We start from the raw sequence: 25,259 nt of genomic DNA on the forward strand, positions 1-25,259 counted from the left end.
CATGAGCAAGATAATGGATACAGCCAACCTGGCCGTGTTCTGCGACTTCGAAAATGTCGCTCTCGGGGTTCGAGATGCCCGATTCTCCCAGTTCGACATCAGCAAGGTGCTTGAGCGGCTGCTGCTCAAGGGCAGTATCGTGGTCAAGAAAGCGTATTGCGACTGGGAGCGCTATAAGGAGTTCAAGGCGGCCATGCACGAAGCGGCCTTCGAATTGATCGAAATACCCCACCTGCGCCAGTCGGGGAAGAACTCGGCCGACATCCGCATGGTCGTCGACGCGCTGGACCTTTGTTATACCAAAGCACACGTGGACACCTTCGTGATCATCAGCGGGGATTCTGACTTTTCGCCATTGGTCAGCAAACTGCGTGAAAACAACAAGGATGTCATCGGTGTGGGGGTAAAAAACTCCAGTTCCGACCTGCTGATTGCCAACTGCGATGAGTTCATCTATTACGACGATCTGGTCAGAACCAAGAAAAAAGCTAAAAAATCAGCCCGCAAATCACAACCCAAAGAGACTAAAACGCCGCTTGCGGAGGCCAGGAAGGAGGAGTCGGAAAACCTGACCCAGGAGGCCCTGGATCTGGTCATGGAAACCTTGGAGGCACTGGCGGAAGAACGCGGGTCGGAAGACAAAATCTGGGGTTCCATGGTCAAGCAGACCCTCAAGCGCCGCCGCCCGGGATTCAACGAGTCGTACTACGGGTTCCGCTCCTTCAAGCGACTTTTGGACGAAGCCGCCAGCCGCGGTCTAATGGAACTGGAGTCGGATGAAAAATCCGGCGGCTACATCATCCGCCGCTTCCATTCCGAGGAATAACCCGTCATCGGGCAAGGACCGGTGCGTTGCTACGCATTGATATTGAGAAGTGCCAGCAATCCTGCCTTTGAGCAGGCCTCTACAACCAGCTTGGCTTTTCTCTCGCGCGGACGGTGGAAGGCCCTTTCCTTAATTGGCGCGCGTTGAGGGGTTCATCTCATTGCTGGTCTATGGACGATCATACTTCCACTTCCGGTTGACTATATCCGTCAAGGCTTTTTTGCCCGCGTCCGACAGTCCCAGGCTGTCGATCTCATTTTCAAACTGATTTTTGCTGCCGTGCCCGCTCGCGTATCCGTTGAGGCGCGCCACGGCGGTGGAATCGACGAAATCCCGGTGAAGCGGATAGATGCGCGCCATTTCAGCGTTCAATTCGTAATGCTGTTTGATAATATACTTCTGGTGGTAGTCCTCGGCCATGGTAAAGGTGCGCAGCGGAACCACCTCGGTTTTGACCCGCTGGCCGATCTTTTTCTCCACGGCCGCCTTGGAGCCCATGGCCAGCTGCCGTTGACGGTCGTCGTGGTAGAACACCGCGTTCATGTACTGCCGGGACCATGACCGCCCTGTGGGTTTGTGGCTTTGCCAGAAAATATCCAGCAGTTCGTTGTAGGTGATGCGCTGCGGATCATAATCCACCTGCACGGTTTCCGTGTGATCACCGATATGGCCGTAATCCGGATTGGCCTGCCGGCCGCCGGCGTAGCCCACACGGGTGCGAATCACGCCTTCGATCATCCCGAACCGGGATTCGATTCCCCAGAATCAGCCCAGGCCGAAGGACGCGGTCTCGAAAACCGCCGGCGCCGCCGCATCGATGGGCGGAATTGCCAGTGAATCGGTTTCGGTTTTCAATGCCAGGTTCATGGCCGCCTCCTTGGTTGTCGATCCTTGACCTGCCTGTGCGCCCACCGCCGAGGAGCCGGCCCACAGCAGGGAGACCATACCCATTAATAATAAACACCCTTTGCCGGTTGCGCAGCATCTTTTTATCATCGCGGGGCGCCTCTCTTTCTGGCTATGCGTATTTACCCTTGAACAGGGTGAGTCCCGTCGGTTCGACACCGATACAGCCAAACAATAACCACGAACGCGCAGGCCTGCTGTAAAGATTCGGTAAAGATTGCCGAGCCGGGGCCTGCACTGCGATGCGGCTGCACGCAATCCGAAAACCCGCGCGCGCCTTGCCTTGTCGTCTGGCGGTTTGTTGTCTGGCGGGCGGATAGGCTCAAAAGCCACATTTGTGCTCGATGACCCTGATGATCCGCAGCATGGTTGCGTTGACGGGTGTGGGCGTATGATATGCTTCCCCAAGGGACACCACCTTGCCGGCAAAAATCTCCACCTCGGTTTTTCTTCCGGCTTCCACATCCTGGAGCATGGAGGTTTTGCCTGTCGACGAAAGCGAGTTCATGATGATGTCCCATTCATCGATGTCCGCTTCGGTCAGACCGATGCCGGCTTTCTCGGCCAGGACGACCACCTCCGCCATCAGCGACCGGATCAACGCCCGGGCGTCGGGCGACGATTGAAAGAGGCCATACGGCGCGCGAAGCACGGCCGAGGCCTGGTTGATGCCCACATTGATCATGAACTTCCACCACATGGCCCGCCGGATGTCCGTCGGCATTTCATTGGCAATGCCGGCCCGGTTCAATGCCTCCTGAATACGCGTCAGCCGGGGGCCGCGGCCGTTATCCGTTGTCGGTCCAAAAATAATCCTACCGGGGTTGGCAAAGGAGTACCGTCCGCTTTCGTGTATGGCATCGATTCCAACTGCGATGGCATAGACCAGTTTTTCCATGCCGCAGACCGCCCCGATGGTCTCCTCACTCTCCAGGCCGTTCATCACCGAAAGGATGGTCGTGTCCTTGTCCGCCAGTGCGGCGATGTCGGCAACGGCGCCGGCCAGGTGGTGGTGTTTCAAGGCCACAAGGACAAGGTCTGCTGGTTCAACGACCTGGTCCGGGTGTATGACTGCAATCTTATACAACCGATTGTTTACGTTGAAGATTTTGTTTTTCAAGCGCGCATGTCGCTCACCCCGTGCCACGAAGGATACGGAGAATCCGAGGGCATCGCTGAACATGGCTGCATAGGCCGCGCCCATGGCACCGGCCCCCACAATGGATATCTTTCGAATTACTGTCATGGTCTATGCTCCTTAAACCGCCATGGTGATTGCGGCGATGTCGTCGGCCGGAAAGGCGGCGTTTACATTAAGGGCCACTGATTATCCCATGGCCGGATCTTCTCATAGGCCCTGGCTGCCTGCAGGACCCGGTCGTCCCGGTGCCTGGGACCAATGATCTGAAGGCCGGCCGGCAATCCGCCTTGTGTCAGCCCGGCCGGCACCGATGCTGCCGGATGCCCCGAGAGGTTGAAGGGATAGGTAAAGGCAACGGCCCCCAATAGGGGAATGGGTTGACCGTCAATCTCATCAGGCGGCGGCCCGCCGGCGGCAAACGCCTCGGTGGGCATGGTGGGGGTGAGCAGAAGGTCGAATGCTTCGAAAAGCTCAGCCAGGTGGAGATTCAGTTGCGCCCTCAACTGCTGGATGGCGGTGAGGTTGGCAACCGTAAGACCCCGGGTCTGATCCACCGCTGCTGCCAGGGTTCTTCCGATCTCATCGCGGTTTTTCTCCAGCACATCGCTCAGCTGGGCATAAATATCCGTGCATATCAGCGGGGTCCAGACATCACCCGTATACGGCAGCTGTCCGGTCCACAGGTCTACCGCATGGCCCATTTCCTTGAAGGCATTTACCGCCTGCTCAACGCACGCCATCACATCCTTTTGAACCCGGGCATATCCAAGATCCGGGCTGAAGGCGATCTTCAGCCGCTCGGGAAGGTCATCAATCGAGGACAGGTAGGATCTTGGCGGTGCGGGCAGGGAATAGGGGTCTGCCGGATGGTACCCCGCCGTACAGTCCATATACAAGGCGGCATCCCGAACTGTCCGCGTCAGGGGCCCCATCACGATCATGGAACTGTAGCTTAAAAAGGGCGACGGCCCCACCGGAATCCGGCCGAAGGATGGCTTGAGCCCGAAGCAACCCGAATAGGATGCGGGGATGCGAATGGACCCCCCGGCATCGGAGCCTGTGCACAGTGGCACCAACCCGCCGGCAACGGCCGCTGCCGAACCGCCGCTGGAGCCGCCCGGGGTTCGCTCCGGATTCCACGGATTCCGGGAAGTGCCGTGGAGCCTGTTTTTGGTGAAGCCGGTAAATCCGAACTCCGGCGTATTGGTTTTGCCCACCACAATGGCCCCTGCTGCTTTGAGCCGGGCCACCTGAATCGAATCCGCATGGACCAAATTATCTCTGAAAGGAATGGATCCATAGCTGGTCACCATGCCGGCTGTGTCCTCGAGATCCTTGACCCCCAGGGGAAGCCCAGCTAAAGGCCCGATAATTTTTCCTGCTGCCAATTCCTCGGTCATCGTCCTCGCTTCGGCAATAGCAGCTTCTGGCCGCAGGGATACAAAGGCTTTAAGGACAGGATTGACGCTATCCATTCGATCGAGGGTTTCGCGCATCAATTCCAGCGGGGTAGTTTCCGCGCTAGCGATGAGTGCTGCCAGTTCCCAGGCCGGTTTGTGACTGAATCTCTCCATAAACACTCCTTTTGCAATATTGATGCTTAAATCACTTACCACGCACGTTTAAGAAACCGCTTAAACATGAAACTGAGAAAACAGGGGCAAAACCCCATGGCCCAATGCAATACAGGATCCGGTCTTGCCCGTCAATTAGCCCCCCGCACCATTAGGTGATGAAGACGCTTTCCAACGTGTCGATCTGTTTGTCCATCATCGCCGTTACCTGCTTGATTTGAAAATCCAGTGAGATGCATTATGTTTGCCTATATTTTGTCAAACGTCCTTCTAGGGTGCATTTGTTAAGGGCGATGATCCGCCCTGTGATTACGTATAAGCCCGATGCGCACCTTCACGGGCTTTTCAAATCTTGAAAGACACAACCGCCATGGCTCTGCTGGAAGCGCGACACATCACCAAATCGTACAGGGTGGATCACCGCGACATCACCGTATTGGAAAATATATCCTTTAGCGTCGAGCGCGGAGAGTTCATTGTCATCGCCGGCAGCAGCGGAAGCGGTAAAACCACCCTGCTTACGCTGCTTTCAGGGCTGGATCATCCCACATCGGGCCAGGTGTTCATCGATGACCGCGATATCACCGGTGCTTCCGAGGAGGAGCTGGCGCCGCTGCGCAATCGGACCATTGGTTTCGTGTTTCAATCCTTCCATTTGGTGCCGTTCATGACCGCCAAGGAAAATATTATGTTCCCGGCTGAACTCAGGGGCGATATGGATGCGGATTTGCGCGCCGGGCAGCTGCTTGCGCGCGTGGGCCTGTCTGCCCGGGCGGACAACCGTCCCAGCCAGCTCTCCGGGGGTGAAAAGCAGCGCGTTGCCCTGTGCCGGGCCCTGATCAATCGCCCCAAACTGCTTTTTGCCGACGAGCCGACCGGCAACCTGGATTCGGAGAACGGTAAAATGGTGCTGACCCAGCTCATCGAGCTGAAAAACGAACAGGACGCCACCCTCGTGCTGGTGACCCACAACCCGGAAATCGCCCGGGCTGCCGACCGAGTGCTTACCCTTAAAGACGGACTCCTGGAAGGCTAGCTGCCCATGCGTCATATGCCAACCATCCTTCGCCAGGTGCGGCGCTCATCCAGTCAGTCCGCCCTTTTTGTTCTTTGCGTAGCCCTGTCTCTGACGACCCTGACAGCCTTTTCCGGATTTGCCAGAAGTGTGGGTCGTGCCCTGATCGATGACGCCCGGAGCCTGCATGCAGCCGACATTATTATAAAATCCTATGACCCTATTTCCGCTCCACTGACCCGGGCCATCGGGCGGTTGGTGGATCAGGGGCGCATCGAGGGTGCCAACGTTCACGAATTCTACAGCGTGGTGCGGGCAGCCGACCATGACGCTTCGGTGCTGTCCAGGCTGAAAGTGGTGCAACCGAACTATCCCTTTTACGGCCAGGTCACCTTGAAGTCGGGTCGCCCTTTCCAGCAGGTGCTGGTACCCGGCGCCTGCATCGTGGAGCAGAGCCTGCTGGATCGCACCGGCCTTGCGGTGGGATCATCCATGCAGGTGGGTTACGCTACCTTGTCGATTGCCGACGTGGTCACGGCAGAACCGGACCGGCCTTTGGACCTGTTCACCCTGGGTCCACGCGTGTTCATCCACGATTCAGATCTTGATGCATTGGGCCTGATGGGAACCGGCAGCCGTATCCGGCGGATTGTGCTGCTCAAGGTACTGGACCCGCTTCAGGTGGACGCCATTGCCGACCAGTTGAAGCAAGCATCCCGATTCGACGGGGAACAAATTGACACCCACCTTACCGCCGGATCGGCCGTTAAACGGTTTTTGAACAATTTCCTGTTTTTTTTGAAACTGGTGGGGCTTTTCATTCTGATCGTATCCGGGCTGGGTATTCAGAGCACCCTCACGGCCCTGTTCAACGAAAAACAGCGCACCATCGCTGTCATGAAAGCTGTGGGGGCCACGGGCCGATTCATCAACACGCATTTCATGCGGCTGGTTATGTTTCTGGGCGCCATGGGAACCGGTGTGGGCATCCTGGCCGGATTGGCGCTTCAAGGGATCCTGGCCTGGATGCTGTCACCGTTTCTGCCGGACTATCTGGGCCTGACCATCGCCTGGTCCGGGGTGGTGGAAGCCATTGTACTGGGGGCTTTCGTGGTGGCCCTGTTTTCTTTCCTGCCGCTCTACCGGTTGAGGGAGATGCGTCCGGTGGTGATTTTTAACCGCCTGCCGTCCTCCGGGGCAACGCGCTGGCCCTATTATCTTTCCGCGATCCTGAGCCTGATTTTTTTCCTTGCCCTGGTGCTGTGGCACATGCGCGACATTGGTTTTGGGTTTTATTTTGTCGGTGCCATCACCGCACTGATCCTGGCTGCGGGCATCCTATCCCAGCTGGCGCTGTGGCTGATCAAGCGCCTGCCGGTTCGTCATCTGGCCCTGCGCCAGTCCATCAAGGGTCTGTTTCGCAGGGGCAATGCCACCCGGTCGGTCATGATAACGCTAACCGTTTCCCTGGCCGTGATTTTCGGCAACCATCTCATCGAAAAGAACCTGACGGCCACGTTTGTTCAATCCTTCCCCGCCGATTCGGCCAATGTTTTTTTCGTGGACATCCAGCCCGGTCAGACCGAGGCATTTAAATCCGCCGTTAACCGTCCGGTTCAATTTTATCCCATTATTCGCGCCCGGATCACGGCAATCAACGCCAAAGCCATCGACCGCGATCGGGAGGGTCAAAAACAACGCGACAACCTGTCGCGGGTCTTCAACCTGACCTATCGGGAATTCCTGCTGGACGATGAAACCTTGATCGCAGGCGATTCGCTTTTTCGAAGCGACTGGGTTGAGCCCCAGGTCTCGGTCATGGATACGGTCATTGAGATGCGTGAGATGAAAATCGGCGATCGTATCAGCTTCAAGATCCAGGGAGTACCCTTGACCGCACGCATTTCCAGCATCCGCACACGTGACAACCGATCCTTAAGCCCCTTTTTTTACTTCGTTTTTCCGAACGCGGTGCTGGCCCAGGCGCCGCAGACGCTGTTTGCCTCCCTGCGGGTGGCTCCCGGCCAGATGGGGTCGCTGCAAACCCAAATTGTTTCCCGGTTTCCCAACATCAGTGTCATCGACATGACCCAGACCATCGGGGTCTTTGCCCGGATGATGGCGCGCCTGTCGCGGATCGTGCGCCTCTTCAGTTTATTCAGTATTGCGGCCGGGATCCTGATCCTGGTGAGCGCGATATTCGCCACCCGGGCCGAGCGGGTGGTGGAGTCGGTCTATTACAAGATCCTGGGCGCCGGCAGGCATTTTGTCCGGACTGTCTTTGCTCTGGAAAACGTGATGATCGGTCTGCTCAGCAGTGTCATGGCCCTGCTGATGGCTCAGGCAGGTGCCTATTGGGTCTGCAGGATAAAATTCGATATCGGCTATCAGCCCTTTTTCGCCACATCGCTGGCCATGGTGGGTTTGACCGTCTTGCTGGTGGTGGGGGTGGGTATGACCGCCTCGCGGTCGATCATGGCCAAAAAACCGGTTACTTACCTGAGGGAGCAACAAAATGGATAGACGCCTGCTGAAAATGTCGACCTTGCTGCTGATCGTCATGGGTTTGTCCCTGACCGGATGCAGTCAGGAGCAGCCGGCAGAAAAGGCCGTCACAACACCCCAACTGTCTGTGTCGCCATTCGCGGGGACCATCGTAGCTGTTGGAGACAGCCTGACCGCCGGGCTGGGCCTTGCCGAGGACCAGGCTTATCCGGCCCAGTTGGCTCGCCGGTTGCGGGCCAAAGGGTATAACTACCAGGTGATCAACGCCGGGGTGAGCGGCGAGACCAGCAGCGGCGCCCTTGCGCGCATCGGATGGGTGATCGCCAACCTGGCACCGGACATCGTCATTTTGGAAACCGGTGCCAATGATGGCCTGCGGGGCCTGGACACCGATCTGCTGAAAGCCAATCTGGATCGGCTGGTCGGCACGTTAACCGACCAAAACATCCAGGTCATCCTGGCCGGCATGCATATGCTGCCCAACCTAGGCCCGGACTATACCCGGGAGTTTTCAAAGATTTATCCGCAGATTGCCGAAAAACATGAAGTTCCCTTCATCCCTTTTTTCCTGGAAGGTGTGGCCGGCATGCCCAGCCTCAATCAATCGGACAAAATGCACCCCACGGCAGAGGGTTATGCCCGCATCGTGGAGACGGTCTTGCCGTATGTCATTACGGCCATCGAGCGGCACGAGGCCATGTGAACCGCGACAGCGAGCGCAGTCCCCGCTGCTTCCCGTGGGGAGGATTCAATCTGCCATTTCCACCAAGCGGATGCATCGTGTCGTCGGCAGGGTCGATCTGGGAATCCGGGCTTTTCCAGGCAGATGAAAGGTTATTCATCTGCCTCGGGATATGATACAGAATTCATCATGGTTCACCGGGTACCCTCACAAAGGAGGTCTATCACCCGTGGCATGGCATACCATCAGATCCTTCGGGGCAACCGACTACCAAGCGGTCATGCGCCATCGGGATGCGCTCACGCAATCATTCCGCTTCCGGGTGTCGACGAGCTGTGCGATAACCGCGGAGATGCGCAAAAAAGACAAGTGGTATGTTGGCGGTTGGAAACTTCATCTGTCCATCTATCCCGGCGACTACTCCAAAACCCTGCCCGCCCTCCGACTGTTTGAAGAACGCATGGCCCCTTCAGGCCTGGTGTACAAGTATGCGGCGTCGAAACGATTATATGAAAGCTTTGTGGGTGAGGTGAAGGGCAAATTCGCAACGATTTATTGCAAATCGCCGATGGATATAACCCCCATCGTCTATCTGGTGAACCAGTTGTTCACCCAGGAAGGCATCACACCCGTCAGCAGGCATAGAATCGGTCAACTGGACGGGCTCAAGCACGAACTGCCTTTGCTTGGAGGATACGGTTTTGTCAGATACGGGGCTTTTTGTTTCACCAAGGGTATTCTGGATCTAACCGATGCGCAGCGCAGCCCCATGCCGGATAGCCGGCAGCGCCCTTTTCCCAGTTTCAAGGATCCAGCCAGACTGGAAGGCGAGATGGCCGCCTTCAAGGAGCTTATTGTGCGCTGACCCCGGTCGGCACCGGCACACAACGACGGTTTAGCCAGCCAGGGGGTCATGTGCGTGTTGTCGAAAACGGGAATTGACTTCCAACCGTTCCAGGGAGAGTGCGAGCACATCTTTCAATCGGGGGTTTTTGCGTTTTAAGTGTCTGCAGAAAGCGCTGGTGCGATCCGGGTCATGCAGGCCGGGACCGGGTACGAAAGCGGCTACCACCCGTTCGAATAATAGGGTATGCATGTGCTCAAGGTGCTGGAAATTGGTCTCAAACCAGGGCCAGAGGCGATCTGTCGCGGCCGGATTGCCGGCGGCCGATACCAGCGGCACAAAGCGGATCCGGTCAGGCATCTTTTCCAGGGTGAAGCTCAGGGCTTCTTCCAGCAGGGGCCATTGGCTGAAACAGCCCAACGCTGCGGCAAGTGTCATGCGTTCATGCTCGGCCCGACTCGATTCGAAACGCTGAAGCATGGCTTTTAATGCCGGCCGGCCAGCCAAAATCGCACCGGCGGTCATTACACCCCTGAAAACATCGGGGGGGATTGTGGCACCCTTCAAGAATGCATTGAATTGATCGGTCAGTGAATCGAGAACCTTTGGGTTGCCGATCAAGGCACCGTGGACAAGAATCTGGTCGCGCAGCATCGCCGTGGTCTGCGATTCCCCCGGACCAGGCAGACAACCGATGGCGTCCAGTGCCGTGTTCATAAGGGTTTCGGCCGTCTGGGCGGTCCGGCTCCGAAGGGTTCCCCGCAACACCAGAAACGCTTCAAATAGATGGTTGTCAAGGCTGGAAAGGGGCAGGTAGGCCGGATCGCCGCGAAAGCTTTCGGCCATGTCCAGAAAGGCGCCCATGGGGGCGTGTCCGGCTTTGACCAGCGCAAACAGATCGTTCTGCAGGCCCCATCGATCCACGGGCGGCAATTGGCGGCTGTTGGCCATGGCGAAGAGCCGCTGTAGATTGTCCTCATCCTTGTAGCAGACGTGGTAAAATCCGGTTTGATCGGGATTGAGCTTATAAGCCATGGTGTCCGGCGGCAGGGAAACCTGGATCTGCTGGCTTTCAAGCAGCACCGTCTGGCGATGCGCCGACCCATCCCGGGAGTAGGTGGAAATCGTTATCGGAACCAGCCATGTCTGCACTGCATCATTGGGTAGGCAGGTAAAACGAGCCTGGGTCAAGGTAAGCGTGTTGTCTATCCGCGCGGCGGTAATCATGGGAAAGCCCGGCTGGGTGACCCAGTTGCGCATCAGTCCGTCCACCGGCATGCCGGATGCGGCTGTCAGCGATTCCCACAAGTGGTTGCTTGCAGCGACGCCATAAGCGAAGTCCGTCAGATATCGCCTCAGCCCCGCTTTGAAATGGTCGGGCCCGATCCATGCCTCCAGCTGTCGCAGGATGCTGCCCCCTTTGCTGTAGATGATCGGCGCCGTGCTGGTGGTGATGGCTACCTGCGCGTCACCGGGCATTTCGATGGCAAAGGTTTCGTTCAAGGCGTCCCGGGCCAGGGCCGTCTCGGTCTGGCTTCTGATAAACTGATGCCAGACCTCCCACTCGGGATAGTGGTGGTCGACCATGTGGTAACCGAAGTAGGTGGCAAAACTTTCGTTCAACCAGAGATATTTCCACGCTTCAGGGGTCACCAGATTGCCGAACCATTGATGGGTGATCTCATGGGCAATGACTTCGCAGATTCGGCCCAGGGCTTCCCTTGAAGTCGTGCCGGACACATTCAACAGCAGGTTTTCCCGGAAGGTGATCGCCCCCCAGTTTTCCATGGCACCGAAGGCAAAATCGGGCACAGCGATCAGGTCCATCTTGGTCAAGGGATAGGCAATGGCATAGTAGGCTTCACCGTAAGCCAGCGCTTTGCGTGCGAATTCACGGCCGAAGGCGGTCTGGCTTCCCATTCCCGGCAGGCAGACGGCGCGTACACGTTTGTCGACGGTATCCACGTGGATTTCAAAAGGGCCGACCCCGAAAAAAAGCAGGTAGGTGGACATTTTTGGGGTCGGGTTGAAGGTGACCTGCTGGCGACCATCCGCGCGTTCGGTGATTTCCTGGATGTCGGTATTGGAGATGGCGGTCAGATGGTTGACGATGACCATCGCGACCCTGAAAATCGCTTTTTGCGAGGGATGATCCAAACAGGGAAATGCCCTTCGGGCATCGCTTTCCTGAAACTGAGTGACGGCAATATGATCAGGGGGCTGATCCGCGTTGATTCGGCTGCGGTAGAAACCGGTCATGTGGTCGTTGATTTTGCCGCTATAGTCGACGATCAATTGAAAGGGTCCGGAAAGGGTTTCGGGCAGATGGATGATCAGGCTCTCGCTGGCTTGATCCTGGGAAAACGGACAATCAATGTGGTTTTCATCGGGGTCATTCCCTTGAAGCCGGCATTGGCGGATGGCCAGTTCCACACAATCGAGAGTGACGGTGAGGATGGGTTCACGGGCATTGGCGGCAAGGGTCATCCGGCCCATAAAGGTAAAACGTTCCAGATCCGGCTCGATGGTGAGCCTATATTCAATCGGTGTAATGGGAGCGTGCATGCGGATCTCCAGATATTTTTGTTAAGCGCTGCGGGAAAGGGTTTAGCCTATGTGGGGTAGAATCCAACGACCAAGCGCGTATACGACGCCGGTGGAGATGAATATCCCCGCGGATATGCTGTGGAACCAGAATACCCTGCCGATCCGGCCAGTCTCTTTTTTTGTGTGCGCAAGATAGGTTCTGTACAGAACCATGATGTTCGGTGCCAGTGCGTTCGGATCCGCTAGCCCGCGGTCGAACAGGTAGCGGGCGATGATTGCAAAGGAGCCGGCGGCGATGACCGCTGCGATGGCCATAACAATCAGTATCGTAAAATCTGCGGCAATCAAGATGGCACCTGCCCGGGAAAACCCCGGTTTAGGGTTGATCGATCAGCACGGTTTAATCCCTTCCTACCACGCCGCACAACCCGGCGCAACTGCAGGCGGACCATTCAAGTTGTCAACTCCCGCCAATCAAATCCGGTTCAGGGCCGTTTGCCGCTTTTGTGGAACGCCTCCAGGCTGCTCCGGTCAATCATCACTTTGCCATTCTCACGCACGGCGCGAATTTCATCAAATTCAATCAGCTGGTAGACCACTTTTTTGCCCACGCCGATAAATCGGGCCGCTTCACTCACCGTCATTACCGGTACTTGTATATGGTTACGGTTGTCGGCTGTCATTTCAGCATCCTATACAGGTGTTTGGTTTTGTTGGCATGGTAAGCATCATCCCGGAAGTTGCAAGCAGATCGGCATGCCATTGCCTGCGGTCTCTGCGGGTGGACGCTTCAACCCGATACCGTGTGCCGCGACAGCGGGCGCAGTCTCCGCTGCATGCGGCGGGGTTGGCCGACAAACTGGAAGTCGAATATCATCCCTGCGCTGCTGCGCAGCACGGCCTGCAGGTTGTAAATCAAAATCGTATTCTTATTTTCAGAATTCAAATACCCGTACGCAAAGGAGGATGAAATGCAACCCACATGGACCTACAAAAACTTTCAGATCCAAGAAGGCTTGAAGCCTGGAAGTAAAACACTGCGCTATTTTTTCAAGGTTGTTGAAGGTCACGAGAAAAAATGCAACTATTGCGTCTGGATCGTGGATGATGCCCTGGCCCGGTTCGATCCATCCGAGGATTTCAATGCAATTGTCGCCTCCCGCAAAGAGACCTGGCATCGATGGGTCAAGGCCAAAATTGACGCCGGCGATTTCCGGAACCGGGCGTTGAAAATTGAAAAAACGGGTGAACACGAGATTAATCTGTCGGAACTTTCCGAAAAGGAAACGTTGTCTTGATCCGGGAGCCCTTATGAATCGCACCGCATTGTTCGTAGTTATGGTGATTCTTCTCCATCCCGTGGCCTGTCCGGCAACTGCCGGCATGACCCTTATCACCGAAGAATTCCCTCCGTTCAATTACAGCGACGGTGGGTCGCTGACGGGCGTTACCACCCAGGTGGTACGGGAAATCACCCGACGGTTGCATATGGCAGATGACATTGCCGTTATGCCGTGGGGCCGGGGGTACAAGCGACTGCTTGGCGAACCCAATGTGGTGTTATTCACCACCGCCCGTACACAGGAAAGAGAGTCCTTGTTTCATTGGGTTGGGCCGCTTTATACCGTTCGGCTGGGATTCTATGCCCGGAAAAGCGACCCGCGCCGCATCGCTTCCCTGGAAGCGGCGAAACAGGTGGACACCATTGCCACCTATAAGGACGATTTCAGGGAACAACTCCTCAAATCTTTAGGTTTTAATAACCTGGACAGTTCAAACAGCCCACAGAGCGATATCCTCAAGTTGGTATCAGGACGAGTTGATTTATGGTTTTTCGACAATATCGGCGCTCCCAACGTGGCCCGCAAAGCCGGAATTGACCCGCAGGAAATCAAAGAAGTTTTCACATACCAGCAGCACGTTTCCTATATTGCCATATCCAAACAAACGTCACCGGCCATCGTAAAGCAGTGGCAGGCAACCCTGGATGAGATGAAAGCTGACGGTACCTTTTGGTGGTTGACCCGTAAATGGCTTCCGTCGGAAGCCATTTTGATGTCCGACGGCCAAAACCGCCCCATCATACCATACCCCCTCGAGTTATATACGGAGGATTCCCCACCCTCCTCCTATGAAGAAAATGGACGGATCAGGGGATTGTCCGCCGATGTTGTCCAGGAAATCCTTCGACGGATCGGCCAGACTCAACCAGTATCACTGGTGCCATGGGCCAGGGGCTTCAAAGTGGCTCAATCCAATGCCGGTGCAGCCATTTTTTCAACGACCCGACTGCCCCAGCGTGAACCCCATTTCCACTGGGTGGGGCCGCTTTATCTGCAGCGCTGGGGGTTTTACCGATGGAAAGGCTCCGGTATCGCGGTCGCGGATCTCGAAGCGGCCAAAAAGGTTGGGCGCATCGGCACTTACCACCAGGATGCCAAGATGCAATATCTGAAGGTATCCGGATTCAAGAACCTGGTCTCCACCAATAAAAACATAACCAACCTGATGCATCTCCAGCGGGGCGATATCGATCTGTGGGTCAGTTCGGATTTTAACATTCCCCACCTGGCCCATCAGGCCGGTGTCTCTCCAGACCAGCTGGAGCTGGCCTACGCCTTTCATACGGTGGGCAATTATATCGCATTTTCAAAAACAACCCCTCTCCATGTCATCCGGCTGTGGCAGGCAGTTTTGTCTGAAATGAAGGCAGACGGCAGCTACCAGGGGATCTGCCGGACATACAACTATGATCCGGATTAACAGCCTGTTCACAGGGGGCCGCGCTTGAGTCCAGAAAGAAACCCTTCCCTCAAATCCCTGCTAGCGGGTTTCAATCACCGAGGGATTGGACCGCTGAATCATCGCTCCATCTCCATTGAACTGGCTATCAGCCTGGTGATGCTGGTGCTGCTGGTGGAGGGGGTTCTGCTCTTTTTGATATACAACCGGCAGGCAGACTATTTGTACCGCCAGCTGCAGGCCAAGGCGGATGAGTATGCCGTCAACCTGTCTGAAACGCTGGCGGTCCCGATCTGGGATTTTGATGATGAACAGATTAAACGGATCGGAGAGGGATTTGCCCGCAACGATCTGGTCACATCCATTATCATCCATGACGTGGAGGGGACCGCCCACTATGAATTCAGTCGCAACGCATCCGCAAACCAGATCGTCCGGACGGTGCCGGTGGTTCACACTGGAAGACAGATCGGCGAGGCCCGGTTCTCACTCTCCCTGGACGCCCATCGCAGGGACCTGACATGGCTGCGCAACGCAGCCGTCATGGTTCTGGCGGTATCCCTGGTGGTTATTGTCATTGCCACGGGAATCGTATTGCGCGTGCTCATGCGCAAGCCGCTGGCGATCCTTCGTCAGGGGATGGACCGGGTGGCCCGGGGAGACTATGACTACGGATTCGATGAGGTTCGCCACGACGAGCTGGCCGATATCGCCCGACGGTTCAGCAAGATGGCCGACGAGATCCGTGCGCGCGAGCGATCGTTGCAAAAAGAGGTGGCCGAACGCAAACGCGGCGAGGAAAAAATCAGAGAGAGTCAAGCCCGCACCCGGGCAATCCTCGATGCGATTCCCGATATCATGTTCCAGTTCGATCGCGACGGCCGGTTCATCGACGTGCGTGGAGAAGTGGAAGACCTGACCCTAACCGCCGAAAAATGTATCGGACGAAAAATTGAGCAGGTCCTTCCGGGCCATATTGCCCGGATTTTCCGTAAGCAGCTTACCCGAACCTTCAAGAACATGGCCGTGCGCGTGTTCGAGTATGACCTTCGGGTCAATGATGAGATCGGTTACTATGAATGCCGGCTTGTGGCTGTATCGGACGACCTGGCCCTGGCCATGGTGAGGAACATCACGGAGCAGATGACGGCGGCGGCGGAAAAGAGGCGCCTCCTGGACCAGCTCCAGCGGGCTCAGAAAATGGAAGCCATCGGCATGCTGGCCGGAGGTGTGGCCCACGATCTGAACAACGTCCTGTCAGGCCTGGTCAGCTACCCGGAGCTGATCCTCATGGACCTGCCGGAAGAGAGCCCACTGCAAAAACCCATCCGCACCATCCAACAGTCCGGCGAACGTGCCGCCAACATTGTCCAGGATTTGTTGACCCTGGCGCGCCGGGGGGTGTCGGTCGAAGAGCTTGTCGACCTGAACCACGTGGTCCGTGAATACCTGAAAAGCCCTGAATATGAAATGCTGCGGGTTCATCACCCGAGGTTTCGAATGGAGCTGGACCTGGCCGACGACCTTTTCGACATTTCCGGCTCTCCGTTGCACCTGACCAAAACCGTGATGAACCTGATTTCAAACGCCGCAGAAGCGACGATGGATGAAGGCGTCATCCGTGTCGAAACCCAGAATCGTTACATCGACACACCCATTAAAGGCTACGATGATGCCGAAGAGGGGGATTATGTGGTCCTGCAAGTCAGCGACACCGGCATCGGTATTTCAGACGGGGACATCAACCGGATTTTCGAGCCGTTCTATACCAGAAAAGTGATGGGACGCAGCGGCACCGGCCTGGGTATGGCTGTGGTGTGGGGCACGGTCAAGGATCACCACGGTTATATCGATATCCAGAGCACACCGGCGCAAGGTACCGCGGTCACCATTTACCTGCCATCCACAAAAGAGCACCGCATTCAGGCCAGTGAACCGGAAACTGTTGAGACGCTGCAAGGCGCAGGTGAGCGGATTCTGGTTGTGGATGATGTCGAGGAACAGCGGGAGGTCGCCACGGTCATGCTCACCCGGTTGGGCTATGATGTGACCAGTGTTTCCAGTGGCGAAGCCGCTGTTGATTATGTCAAGGAGCACGGGGTCGACCTGCTGGTGCTGGACATGATCATGGACCCCGGCATCGATGGCCTGGAAACCTATCGGCGCATTATCCGCATCCATCCCGGCCAGCGAGCCGTGATTACCAGTGGATTCTCAGAATCGGACCGGGTGCAGGGGGCTCGGAAACTGGGTGCCGCCGCCTATGTGAAAAAGCCCTATCGGCTGGACACCATTGCCAGGGCGGTGAGAGATGCGTTGAAAGCATGATGACCTTTTCCCAAGCGGTTTTCAAGCCGCACGCCGGTCATGCCTGCTCTGGGGTTTCTTGTATTCGGCATCGCGGACCTGGACCCGGCGGCCATCGAACTGCACGTCTTTGAGTTTATGCCTGACTTTGTCGGCGGCACCCTGGACAACTTCGAAAAACGAGAATTCGCGTTTGAGTTCAATCCGGCCGATTTGATGGGAATGGATACCGGAATGGTCGCAAACCAGGCGAACGATGGCGCCTGCATTGATTTTATCCAGGTGTCCAACGTTGATGAAAAAGCGTCGGGCACCCCCAGCGCTTGCACGTTCTTTGCGGCAAACGCCGGACGGCCTGCCGGCTGGCAGCTGCACCATTGCATCAATGCCCTTGCCTTCGCGGTTGTCTTCCAGGAATCGCTTGAAGCCGACGGCCATGAAACGCAGGATCAATTCTTCCCGGTCGTAAGCCGCCAGCGCCTTGCTGACGGAGGGCAGAAAATCGGCAAAAGCCTCCCGGTCCACCGGTGTGTCAATGATTCGGTCGGCAAAATCTTCGAGCTGCTTTGCACAGACAGCCCGACTGTCCGGAAATTTCCGGAATTCGAATCGCATGGCGTTGGCGCGTTCAATCGCCCGCAGACGGACAACCTCGCGGGGGGTGGCCAGGGCGATGGAGATGCCTGAACGACCGGCCCGTGCGGTTCTACCGCTGCGGTGGGTGTAAGTTTCCGGACCATCGGGCAGATTGTAGTGGATGATATGGGAGATCGCGTCCACATCCAGACCGCGGGCGGCCACGTCGGTGGCCACCAGGATCCGGATGGATTGCTGGCGGAATTTGCGCATGACCAGGTCACGCTGGGCCTGGCTCAAGTCCCCGTGCAGGGCATCGGCCCGGTAGCCCTCCTGTATCAGGGAATCGGCTACGGTTTGGGTCTCCTTGCGGGTGCGGCAGAAAATCAGGCCGAAAATTCCGGGTGTGAAGTCGATAATTCGTTTCAGCCCCTGATAGCGGTGCCTCTCGTTCATCACGCAGCAGCTGTGGGTGATGTTCGGGGCACTGTGGTTGGGGCCGCCCAGCGAAACCGTGTGCGGGTTGTCGAGGTAATCCCGGGCAATGGCCGCCACGCCTGGCGGCATGGTTGCCGAGAACAGCCAGGTTTGACGGTCGGCCGGCATCCGTTCGAGAATTCGGTCGATATCCTCCTGAAAACCCATGTTCAGCATTTCGTCGGCCTCATCCAAGACACAGTAGGCAATGTGCGACAGATTGACCGCCCGGCGCTGTATCAGATCGATCAGACGGCCGGGTGTGGCGACGACGATTTGGGCGCCGCCGCGCAGCTGGTGAATCTGTTGGGCGATGCTGGCTCCGCCATAGACGGCTGCCACGCGGATTCCGGGCAGGTAGCGGGAATAGCGCTTCAGGTCATCGGTAATCTGCAGGCACAACTCGCGGGTGGGGCAAAGCACCACGGCCTGGGAACGCTTCTGGGTGGTATCGACCCGCTGTAGCAAGGGCAGGCCGAACGCGGCGGTTTTGCCGGTGCCGGTTTGGGCAAGGCCGATAAAGTCCCGACTTCCATTCAGCAGCTCGGGCAGGGCCGCTGCCTGAATCGGCATCGCCTTTTTAAACCCCAACGCCTCAAGGGCCTGCAGCAGTTCGACCCGGATACCTATTGTTTTGAAATCCATCTGATGTCTTCCTTATATGCAGCATAAAAATAGCCGCCCAGCTCAATCCGGGCGGCTATTTCGCTTTGAAATTGATACCGATTGCCGGTCGAAACCGATGGGAGACCGACGTGCGGCGGCGTTACCATTGAGGCGGCTTATAGTCTTGTCAACTGGTTTTAGCAATCATTATTTGACTGGTGGAATATTGTTCGTTTTTATGTTAACCGGTAACCCCAACGCAAACCATAAAAGGGTCAATCATATGATAAACCGGATCGTCGCGACCGCTGTTTTCTGCTGCCTGTCGATGGGATGTGCGACCATCTCGGAACAGGCCAAAATGGAGGCATACGGCCGAACCATGGATGCCTATGAAACCGCCATGCGTCTGTCGGATTACAACGCCGCCTGCCAGCATGTCGATCCGTCCATCATGCTGCGTAAAGCGTGTTTAGGCCAATATGAGAATATAAAGCTGGTCAGCTATGATGTTCTCGGGGTCAACGTGGCGGATGACAAGCGCGAAGTCGCCCAGACGGTTGAAGTGGCCTACTATTTTCTCGACCGGTATGTGGTCAAGAAAATGCAGTATAATCAGTTGTGGCGCTACCAGGAAGGTCAGGAAAAATGGGTGCTCCAGACCGGACCGCCGGAATTCGAATAGAAGGCTTTTATTGTTGCCGGTTTTCAGGTCCAGCAAAAGATCGCTGACACCGGGCTAACTTTTTGTCGCATGCGCATTCGGATATATCGGCCACCTCTGTTTCAGATTTTTCAGGATGCTGCGCACAGCATGTCCGTGCATGGCCAGAAAGAGGGTCAGCTCTTCAAGATCGTCCTCGTCGATCGCGATTCCGCTGGATTCGATCAGGCCGGACAGTTCCGCGGCGGCATCAAGCACGCGGTCCCATGCATCGGCTTCTTTTTTGGAAATGACGGCCATGGAAAGCGGTTATTTGCCTTTGGGTTTCGCCTTGGCTGCGGGCGTTGGCTTGTCCTCGCCAGATGTGGCTTTGGCCGTCGGCGCAACCGGTTTCAGGCCTTTGAGAATACGGGTGACCTCCGGGCCGTTTTTGGCCAGAAAAACCGAAATGGCGTCGATGGTCCCAGCGTCTAAATCGATATCCAGCCCGGCATCCCGGATATAGGCGGACAGGTTCTCTGCGGCGTCCAGCATCTGGTCATAGGCCTCGGCCTCTTTTTTGATCCGGAACTCCTTATCCAGTTCCACTCCCTTTCGGACCACCACATACTTGGTTATAACAGCCATGGTTGACACTCCTTTGGTTTGTCGATTTTCCTCATCAATGCTGTGGGTCTGGCCGCCACACTTTTTTAACGGCGGTGGTTCCGAATCATATCCTTGTCTGGTTCAACACAAAGCTTGACGGACGATGGCGATGCAGCGCCCCGGCAATTGGTCGCTGGGCCTAGCGGATGGGAATTTACTTCCGGTGCTGGAGATACCAGCGCTGAAGGTCATAGATCACCTGCGTGAGTTTATTTTGCTCCTCTTTTTCCATTTGCTTGAATTCGAATGCATAGCGGTAATATCCCCGCTCTTTGTCGTGTTCGACCCGCTTGACCTCGGCCTTCTTTACGTAAACGGTGTCGCCGGGTCTGTTTGGATAGCCCGGGAATACCAGGCTGACATCGTAGACCTGCTGGTCCATTTTCAGCACCGGTCCGCGCATGAATTTGAAATTGTGTTTGGTCAGGACGCCGTAGACCCCTCCGAGGCCGACATTGATCAGGTCGATGATGCCCTGGATCTTCTTCAATTGGAAATGCATGCGGGTCCCGGTCAACGCATTGACGCGAAAATTACGGCGGCGCTGCAGCCGTTCCACATGTTCGGGAAAGGGAATTTTCAGTCCATAACTGTCAAATTCACCGCCCTGTGTGCTGAAAATGTACTCCAGCTTATCCGTTCCGTTGAAGTTGAACCGCAGGTGCCACAGATCCTTGCTTTCGGCAGCTTCCCGGAAATCCTCGGGGGGGTCGACAATCAGGTAATTGCCGTCGGGGCCTTCCAGCAATCCGGTGATGCAGGTGAGCCTGTCGAACCCGGCACCGACCACATTCATGGAAATGATGACCTTTTTTTCAATCAGTTCATTGAACAGGACAACCAGTTTCTTGCCCTGCACCTTTACGGCGTCCCCCATGTTCAACGGCCCTTTTTCTGCGAACCCGTCGTTTTCAACTTAATTTAACAGCCCTTTTTTTATCTTCGGCCATCACTGCAGATTCTTTAACACAGACATAGGCGCATGGGGCAGTGGTTTTTTTGTCGGTTTTGGCATGCCATCGAAGCGGTTTATTCATCGTCGGGATTATCGTTCAACTGGCGATATTTTTCTGTTTGCCGCGTCTGAACCGCGTTGAGATCCGTTTTCATCTGTTTGTAGCGTTCCAGGTCGTTTTTTCCGGCCATTTCCGCAACGCCGTCATCCACCTGGTTCCGGGTGTCCGTCCCTTCGCACCCGCCGGCCAACAGCGGCGCGCAGACAGCGAAAACGAGCACGGAAATTCTCAAAATCCTGCTGGCCCATCTCTTCATGGCGACTCCTTATTGAAACTGGTTGCGAAAGGATTCAAAAGCGGCCTTGAGGTCCGCCACTTCGCCGCTCAGGGCCTGGACTGCGGATTCCAATCGCTCCAGCCGATCCAGATCAGCAAAGACCGGACACGGATCTGTCGATACAGGTGTATTGGTTGCCTCATCCGGCTCACCGGAAAGCAGATGCATGTATCGGGACTCCTTGTGGCCGGGCAGCCGCATCAGCCGGCGGACCTGGCCCCATTCGCCCATTCGGTTCAGCGTTTCCTGCAATGCCTCCAGGCTGTCGAAGGCATGCAGGCGGTCACAGCGGCTGCGGATTGCACCCGGCGTCTGGGGGCCGCGGAGCAGCAGCACGCAGAGCACGGCGGATTCGGATGCCACCATATTGTACTTTCGGGTGAAGGTCTCCTCATACTTGGGCACCCGGCCAACCATGCTGCAGTTGACCAGGCCTTTTTTTTCCAGGTCGTCCAGCGCATCCTGAACGATCGTTTCGTCCCAATCCACCACTGGATGCCGATTGGACTTCTGGTTGCAGGCATTGGCCAGGGCGTTGAGAGACAGGGGGTAGTAATCCGGGGTGGTCATGGCTTTTTCCATGAGGCAGCCCAGCACCCGGGCTTCCCGATCGTTGAGCACGCCTTCCATTCCAGGGTTCCTTTCGGGTTTGTTTTTCAGTCCGTGTTCAAGGACGCTGTCAAACTGCCATAATGCATCCATTTCAAAAAAGGATCAAAGGGTTTTTCGCATCGGAACGGTTTGCCGGGCAGGCGGCGATGATTTTCGTTTGTTTTTTTTATTGACTTTTTATGACTGTTTATGATTGTTTTCACGAAAAACTTTTCAATCCACGGATTTCTATCAATGACGGTTGCGCAAGAGAGATCAGACATCATTCCCGCCCAACGCCGCAACCTGATCCTCGAGCTGATCCGACAAAAGGGAGTCATTTCCGTTCATGAGCTATCCGACATCACAAGCGTTTCATTGCCGACGATTCGTCGCGACCTGGACTGGCTTTCCAAAACCGGCGCTGTTCAGCGCAGTCACGGTGGCGCCACAATAAAGACAACACCCGGCACGACTTTCGAACCGGACCATCACATTGCTTCCAGAATTGCCCGAGACGAAAAAACGACCATCGGCAGAATGGCCGCCGAAAAGCTGCAGGACAACCAGAGCGTCATTTTCGATTCCAGTTCTACGGTATATGAAGCCGCACATCAGGTTGTCGAAAAAGGGTTGAAACTCACCGCGGTCACCAACGATATTCGAATCGGTGAACTGCTTGCCGGAAACCCATCGATTCATCTGCTGGTCACCGGGGGGTCTCTCCGCCCGGGATCCTTCACCCTGATCGGTGAACCGGGAACGAGTTTTCTGCGAAACCTGCACGTGGATGTGGCATTGATGGGAATTCATGCCATCAACGGGTCGTCGTGTTGCGACACCTCATTGGACGTCGCGTATGCCAAACGCTACATGGCAGCGGCCGCCAAACAGGTATTCGTACTGGCCCATGCCGCCAAATTCGGACATGTCGCCTTCTTTGAGGCGTTTGACGTCAATGATAAATTTGAAATCATCACGGATCGCGCCCTGCCCGCCTGGATCTACAGAAAACTGGAAGAAAAGGGCGCCAAAGTCACCCTCGCATAAGATAAAGATGGACAACGCAACCGATGGATTGCCGTCGACTGTGGATGTGTTTCAACCAGACAAAAAAATATAATCACCAACGGAGGGCAATCAGATTGAAAAAGAAACTGACACGCTTCGATCTTCAGAAAATGAAATCGGAAGGCCAAAAAGCGGTCTGGGTGACCGCTTACGACTATGTCACCGCCCAGCTGGCTGAAGAGGCGGGTATGGACATGCTGCTGGTTGGGGACAGCCTGGGCATGGCTGTTTACGGGTATTCGGGGACCGTTCCCGTCACCATGGACCAATGCATCTACCACACCGAAGCCGTGCGCCGCGCCGCGCCCAACACGTTCGTCATCGGGGACATGCCTTTCGGCGCGTATCAGGTCGGTGTTGAAGATGCCTGCCGCAATGCTGTCCGGTTTCACAAGGAAGCCGGCGTTGACTGCATCAAGCTGGAAGGCGGCACGCGTGTGGCATCAGTCATCCGAGCCATCTGCGACGGCGGCATGCTGGTTATGGGGCATGTCGGGCTCACGCCCCAAAGTTCCGGTGCCATGGGTGGCTTCCGGGCACAGGGACGCACCGCCGAAAGCGCCAAGGCAATTGTCGAGGATGCCAGGGCGGTTTATGAATCGGGTGCGTTTGCCGTTCTCGTGGAGGGGGTTCCACCCGAGGTCACCCAGGTCATCTGCACCCAGCTGCCCATTCCGGTCTACGGTATCGGTGCCGGCGACTGCGACGGGCAGGTGATGATCTGTTCAGACATACTGGGGCTGTTCCAGGCGTTCACACCCAAATTCGTCAAGCGCTACGGGAATGTCGCCGAAGAATACCGAAAGGTTTTCGCCGCCTACATTGATGATGTTCGCAAGGGAACCTTCCCGGGCGATGAGCATGTCTACCGGATGATGGATGGAGAAGCCGCCAAGCTGGAAGCGGATTGGTCCAAATGAAACACCTGCAGAATCGATAAAAAATGAAAAAAATAGATTTTACCCTGAAAATAGGCAAAGGGACGACGACATTCTCCATTCCAAAAGCGCAGCTGCTTTACGAGCTCGTGGGGCGAAATCGCCAACCGCCTGAAAACCTGGCTGTCGCCTATCGAAACGCGCTGGATCATCCCATCGACAGCCCCCCGCTTCGCGAAATTGCCAAACCGGGCGAGACCGTGGCCATCACGGTCAGCGACATCACCCGGGGCTGGCAGCGCAATGATCTCACGCTGCCGATCCTGATCGACTACCTGAATGAAGCCGGCATCTCGGATGAGGCCATTACGGTCATCATCGCCGTTGGCGCCCACCGCCAGAACACAGTCGAGGAGTTTGCCGAGCTGTGCAGCGAATCGGTCTGCCATCGCGTCCGGGTGGTCAACAACAACGCGTGGGACAGTGAAAACATGGTCTACTACGGCAAGACCAGCCGGGGAACGGAGGTGTCCTTGAACCGCGTGGTGGCTGAGGCCGACCGCGTGATTCTTACCGGCGGCGTTATCTACCATTACATGGTTGGGTACGGGGGCGGGCGCAAAAGCGTCCTGCCGGGTGTTTCTTCTTTGAAGACCATTCAGCAAAGCCACATGTGGGCCATGGCGAAGACTGTCGGCAAAGGATCCAACCCCCTGGCTGCCAACATGAAGACCACCGGCAATCCGGCCCACGAGGACATGGTGGAAGCGGCCGCATTTCTCAAGCCCGACTTTATCGTCAACGTGGTGCCCAATCTGGATGGCGACATTACCGGCATTTTTGCAGGCAATTGGATTTCGGCCTGGCAGGCGGCTACCCGGCTGGTGGATGACATTTTCGGGGTGACAATTCAGGAGCAGGCCGATATTGTCATCGCCTCGGCAGGCGGCTACCCCAAGGATATCAACCTCTACCAATCCCAAAAGACCATCGATAATGCGGTCTACGCCATGAAGCCGGGCGGCACGGTCATCCTCCTGGCGGAGTGTCCGGATATCAAGGAACCCAGCGAGTTTTTCGACTGGTTCAATCACCCCACATTTCTGGAATTGGAGAAGGCGGTGCGGGCCAACTTTCTGATCTCGGGCTGGGTGGCAGTGCGGCAGCTGGAGTATGCCCAGCAGGGGGATATTGTCATGGTGACCCGGAAGGAAAATATCGAACTGGCGCGCAAGGCCGGGGTCCAAGGGGTGGCGACCATCGAGGAGGCCCTTGAAATTGCATACAAGAAGTGTGGCAGCAGCGTGCCAAAGATAACGGTCATGCCACAAGGTGCCAATACCTTTCCGATCCTCGGAAAATGATG

Annotated in this window: 25 protein-coding genes; 12 read left to right on the forward strand and 13 right to left on the reverse strand. The window is 56.2% G+C overall.

All coding sequences use genetic code 11. The annotated features are described in order from the left end of the window. Nucleotide 1: 1 nt before the first annotated feature. Nucleotides 2-826, forward strand: a complete 825-nt coding sequence (locus R6V78_RS00725; protein WP_410287399.1) for an NYN domain-containing protein — start codon at nt 2-4, stop codon at nt 824-826. 168 nt (nt 827-994) lie between these two features. Here the strand turns inward: R6V78_RS00725 and R6V78_RS00730 are convergent, their stop codons facing one another. The 4 genes from R6V78_RS00730 to R6V78_RS00745 all read right to left on the reverse strand — a co-directional run bounded on the left by R6V78_RS00730 (nt 995) and on the right by R6V78_RS00745 (nt 4,447). Continuing rightward, the gene (locus R6V78_RS00730; RefSeq protein ID WP_410287446.1) at nt 995-1,582 is read right to left on the reverse strand and encodes a peptide-methionine (S)-S-oxide reductase MsrA; all 588 of its coding nucleotides are present in this window, start codon (nt 1,580-1,582) and stop codon (nt 995-997) included. 9 nt (nt 1,583-1,591) lie between these two features. After that, nucleotides 1,592-1,777 (reverse strand): hypothetical protein, encoded by a 186-nt coding sequence (locus R6V78_RS00735; protein WP_410287400.1) that lies wholly within the window; start codon nt 1,775-1,777, stop codon nt 1,592-1,594. Between the two features lie 277 nt (nt 1,778-2,054). Next, complete coding sequence (locus R6V78_RS00740) at nt 2,055-2,978, reverse strand: ketopantoate reductase family protein (RefSeq protein ID WP_410287401.1); 924 nt, start codon at nt 2,976-2,978, stop codon at nt 2,055-2,057. 62 nt (nt 2,979-3,040) lie between these two features. After that, nucleotides 3,041-4,447, reverse strand: a complete 1,407-nt coding sequence (locus R6V78_RS00745; protein ID WP_410287402.1) for an amidase — start codon at nt 4,445-4,447, stop codon at nt 3,041-3,043. 352 nt (nt 4,448-4,799) lie between these two features. On the opposite strand from R6V78_RS00745, the gene R6V78_RS00750 reads away from it, so the two are divergent. The 4 genes from R6V78_RS00750 (at nt 4,800) to R6V78_RS00765 (ending at nt 9,514) form a co-directional block, all read left to right on the forward strand. After that, the gene (locus tag R6V78_RS00750) at nt 4,800-5,483 is read left to right on the forward strand and encodes an ABC transporter ATP-binding protein (RefSeq protein WP_410287403.1); all 684 of its coding nucleotides are present in this window, start codon (nt 4,800-4,802) and stop codon (nt 5,481-5,483) included. A 6-nt stretch (nt 5,484-5,489) separates the two neighbouring features. Next, a complete protein-coding gene (locus R6V78_RS00755) occupies nt 5,490-7,985 on the forward strand; it encodes an ABC transporter permease (protein ID WP_410287404.1) in 2,496 nt (831 codons plus the stop codon). Further along, on the forward strand, nt 7,978-8,670 hold the full coding sequence (locus R6V78_RS00760) for an arylesterase (RefSeq protein WP_410287405.1): 693 nt from the start codon (nt 7,978-7,980) through the stop codon (nt 8,668-8,670). The genes R6V78_RS00755 and R6V78_RS00760 overlap by 8 nt, the downstream gene beginning before the upstream one ends. A gap of 208 nt (nt 8,671-8,878) precedes the next feature. After that, complete coding sequence (locus R6V78_RS00765) at nt 8,879-9,514, forward strand: hypothetical protein (protein WP_410287406.1); 636 nt, start codon at nt 8,879-8,881, stop codon at nt 9,512-9,514. A gap of 30 nt (nt 9,515-9,544) precedes the next feature. Here R6V78_RS00765 and R6V78_RS00770 read toward each other — a convergent pair whose 3' ends face one another. The 3 genes from R6V78_RS00770 to R6V78_RS00780 form a co-directional block, all read right to left on the reverse strand. Then, nucleotides 9,545-12,058 carry a M1 family metallopeptidase gene (locus tag R6V78_RS00770; protein WP_410287407.1) on the reverse strand — a complete coding sequence of 838 codons (2,514 nt, stop codon included), beginning with the start codon at nt 12,056-12,058 and terminating at the stop codon, nt 9,545-9,547. Between the two features lie 42 nt (nt 12,059-12,100). Continuing rightward, nucleotides 12,101-12,388, reverse strand: coding sequence for a hypothetical protein (locus tag R6V78_RS00775; protein WP_410287408.1), 288 nt, complete (start codon nt 12,386-12,388; stop codon nt 12,101-12,103). 137 nt (nt 12,389-12,525) lie between these two features. Continuing rightward, a complete protein-coding gene (locus R6V78_RS00780; RefSeq protein WP_410287409.1) occupies nt 12,526-12,723 on the reverse strand; it encodes a helix-turn-helix domain-containing protein in 198 nt (65 codons plus the stop codon). Nucleotides 12,724-13,011: 288 nt separating this feature from the next. Here R6V78_RS00780 and R6V78_RS00785 point away from each other — a divergent pair, with 288 nt between their 5' ends. From R6V78_RS00785 to R6V78_RS00795, 3 genes are read left to right on the forward strand one after another with little or no spacing between them, the layout of a single operon-like run. Next, complete coding sequence (locus R6V78_RS00785) at nt 13,012-13,338, forward strand: hypothetical protein (RefSeq protein ID WP_410287410.1); 327 nt, start codon at nt 13,012-13,014, stop codon at nt 13,336-13,338. 13 nt (nt 13,339-13,351) lie between these two features. Then, a complete protein-coding gene (locus tag R6V78_RS00790; RefSeq protein WP_410287411.1) occupies nt 13,352-14,803 on the forward strand; it encodes a substrate-binding periplasmic protein in 1,452 nt (483 codons plus the stop codon). Nucleotides 14,804-14,827: 24 nt separating this feature from the next. Continuing rightward, a complete protein-coding gene (locus R6V78_RS00795; protein ID WP_410287412.1) occupies nt 14,828-17,110 on the forward strand; it encodes an ATP-binding protein in 2,283 nt (760 codons plus the stop codon). A gap of 21 nt (nt 17,111-17,131) precedes the next feature. Here R6V78_RS00795 and R6V78_RS00800 read toward each other — a convergent pair whose 3' ends face one another. Further along, entirely contained in the window at nt 17,132-18,787 is a 1,656-nt protein-coding gene (locus R6V78_RS00800; RefSeq protein ID WP_410287413.1) for a DEAD/DEAH box helicase, read from the reverse strand. Nucleotides 18,788-19,031: 244 nt separating this feature from the next. Between R6V78_RS00800 and R6V78_RS00805 the strand changes: the two genes are divergently transcribed. Further along, nucleotides 19,032-19,433 carry a hypothetical protein gene (locus R6V78_RS00805; RefSeq protein WP_410287414.1) on the forward strand — a complete coding sequence of 134 codons (402 nt, stop codon included), beginning with the start codon at nt 19,032-19,034 and terminating at the stop codon, nt 19,431-19,433. Nucleotides 19,434-19,487: 54 nt separating this feature from the next. Here the strand turns inward: R6V78_RS00805 and R6V78_RS00810 are convergent, their stop codons facing one another. The 5 genes from R6V78_RS00810 to R6V78_RS00830 all read right to left on the reverse strand — a co-directional run bounded on the left by R6V78_RS00810 (nt 19,488) and on the right by R6V78_RS00830 (nt 21,983). Further along, nucleotides 19,488-19,712 carry a YebG family protein gene (locus R6V78_RS00810; protein WP_410287415.1) on the reverse strand — a complete coding sequence of 75 codons (225 nt, stop codon included), beginning with the start codon at nt 19,710-19,712 and terminating at the stop codon, nt 19,488-19,490. A gap of 9 nt (nt 19,713-19,721) precedes the next feature. Beyond that, complete coding sequence (locus R6V78_RS00815; protein ID WP_410287416.1) at nt 19,722-20,039, reverse strand: YebG family protein; 318 nt, start codon at nt 20,037-20,039, stop codon at nt 19,722-19,724. Between the two features lie 175 nt (nt 20,040-20,214). Next, nucleotides 20,215-20,937, reverse strand: coding sequence for a flagellar brake protein (locus tag R6V78_RS00820; protein ID WP_410287417.1), 723 nt, complete (start codon nt 20,935-20,937; stop codon nt 20,215-20,217). Nucleotides 20,938-21,089: 152 nt separating this feature from the next. Further along, the gene (locus tag R6V78_RS00825; RefSeq protein WP_410287418.1) at nt 21,090-21,332 is read right to left on the reverse strand and encodes a hypothetical protein; all 243 of its coding nucleotides are present in this window, start codon (nt 21,330-21,332) and stop codon (nt 21,090-21,092) included. Nucleotides 21,333-21,341: 9 nt separating this feature from the next. Then, on the reverse strand, nt 21,342-21,983 hold the full coding sequence (locus R6V78_RS00830) for a YceH family protein (protein ID WP_410287419.1): 642 nt from the start codon (nt 21,981-21,983) through the stop codon (nt 21,342-21,344). 216 nt (nt 21,984-22,199) lie between these two features. On the opposite strand from R6V78_RS00830, the gene R6V78_RS00835 reads away from it, so the two are divergent. The 3 genes from R6V78_RS00835 to larA all read left to right on the forward strand — a co-directional run bounded on the left by R6V78_RS00835 (nt 22,200) and on the right by larA (nt 25,257). Next, entirely contained in the window at nt 22,200-22,994 is a 795-nt protein-coding gene (locus R6V78_RS00835) for a DeoR/GlpR family DNA-binding transcription regulator (RefSeq protein ID WP_410287420.1), read from the forward strand. 95 nt (nt 22,995-23,089) lie between these two features. Continuing rightward, on the forward strand, nt 23,090-23,935 hold the full coding sequence (gene panB, locus R6V78_RS00840) for a 3-methyl-2-oxobutanoate hydroxymethyltransferase (RefSeq protein ID WP_410287421.1): 846 nt from the start codon (nt 23,090-23,092) through the stop codon (nt 23,933-23,935). 23 nt (nt 23,936-23,958) lie between these two features. After that, nucleotides 23,959-25,257 (forward strand): nickel-dependent lactate racemase, encoded by a 1,299-nt coding sequence (larA, locus tag R6V78_RS00845; RefSeq protein ID WP_410287422.1) that lies wholly within the window; start codon nt 23,959-23,961, stop codon nt 25,255-25,257. The last annotated feature ends 2 nt before the right edge of the window (nt 25,258-25,259 follow it).

It is taken from the genome of Desulfosarcina sp., from assembly GCF_046496365.1.
GTDB lineage: Bacteria > Desulfobacterota > Desulfobacteria > Desulfobacterales > Desulfosarcinaceae > Desulfosarcina.